2 protein-coding genes are annotated in these 1223 nt (G+C 36.5%); both read right to left on the bottom strand.

What is annotated here, in order from left to right; all coding sequences use genetic code 11:
• Positions 1-74: 74 nt before the first annotated feature.
• Positions 75-611 carry a hypothetical protein gene (locus GQR46_RS20755; RefSeq protein WP_231611892.1) on the bottom strand — a complete coding sequence of 179 codons (537 nt, stop codon included), beginning with the start codon at positions 609-611 and terminating at the stop codon, positions 75-77.
• A 45-nt stretch (positions 612-656) separates the two neighbouring features.
• A complete protein-coding gene (locus GQR46_RS20750) occupies positions 657-983 on the bottom strand; it encodes an MBL fold metallo-hydrolase (RefSeq protein WP_231611893.1) in 327 nt (108 codons plus the stop codon).
• Positions 984-1223 lie beyond the last annotated feature (240 nt).

The raw sequence follows: 1223 nt of genomic DNA, 5'->3' as shown, positions 1-1223 counted from the left end.
TAAAATCCATCTATGAGAGAGCCTTTAAAATAGCGATAAAACTAGCGACCCGCAACACTCTTATGCGCAATACTTTATAAGTTTATTTTTAAACCATCTTCTGCAAAAACTACGTTACTTTTTAGTGATTTAATTAACGATTTTTTAAACAATTGCTGATTTTTTAATGACCGATTCATAAAATGAGATAGAACCGCCGTTTTAGGTGCAGCCTCAATTAGTACCTTAGTGATTTGACTTGGGGTAATGTGTAAATTTTTAGCCCCGTCTGATGCGTTTTCATCAATTGCGTTGTGCATAACCACTACATCGGCATTTTTAGCAAAGTCAGTAAATGTGCCGAACTTGTCGGTCATGTCGCCTGCAAACACAAGTTCGCATCCTGCTACACTCACTTTCCACGCTAAAGCCGGAATAGGTCCATGGTTAACTGTCATTGCATTAACAGCCAAATCACTTTGTAGTGATTGTTTAAATTCATTTTGTTTTGTTGATGCAACAGAACGAATATCTAATTTGTAGTTTTCATTACCTTCTACGTAATCACTTAAGTATCTAAATGCGCCCTGCTTACCTAGTAACGCTTGTGCATATTCATTAGTAGAAGCCATTACACGGTTGCCCTGGGGGCCAAATATCGCAAGTGTTTTATCGCGTTATGTAAAGTAACTGCCTTTTATAAAACTAGGTAAATCGCCAGCATGATCAGTGTGTAAATGGCTTAATAAAATGGCATCAACATCACTAAATTTTGCACCTGCTTTATCAAACCCAATACTGGCACCAGAGCCTACGTCAACTAACACTCTGGCTTTATTTTCGTGCCAAATAAGGTAACTTGTTGATGCGCGACCATCGTTAAGCTCAGGGCCGCCCGAGCCTAAAATTTGCAAACTTACATCACTACATTGCTGCGCGCCAATACTACTAAACGACGCCATAATTAAAGCGGTTGCAGCTAATCCTTGTTTTACATTGCTCATAATTATTAATACCTATAAATAGTGTTTTAAGTTGAGTCTATGGCTGAGTGTAATAAGTAATTTAAGTTTTGTCCTAGTTGAGTGACCAACGGCCTACTTATTAATTTTAGCCCTTACTAAAAGCTGATTTAAACACCTTATTAAAGTGTTTAAATAACTAAATGAATCAATAACCGGTTTTCTTATAATAAAATGTTGTTACACAACTATTTAAAACGGTTTTTTATAACCACCTGTAAT

The sequence above is a fragment of the Pseudoalteromonas sp. Z1A6 genome (assembly GCF_011378745.1).
Lineage (GTDB): Bacteria > Pseudomonadota > Gammaproteobacteria > Enterobacterales > Alteromonadaceae > Pseudoalteromonas > Pseudoalteromonas arctica.
Note: the sequence above shows the minus strand (reverse complement) of the source record. Positions and strands in the feature narration are given on the sequence as shown.

Coding starts and splice junctions, on each gene's coding strand:
- GQR46_RS20755 (WP_231611892.1), bottom strand. CDS start 611: ATGGCTTCTACTAATGAATATGCACAAGCGTTACTAGGTAAGCAGGGC.
- GQR46_RS20750 (WP_231611893.1), bottom strand. CDS start 983: ATGAGCAATGTAAAACAAGGATTAGCTGCAACCGCTTTAATTATGGCG.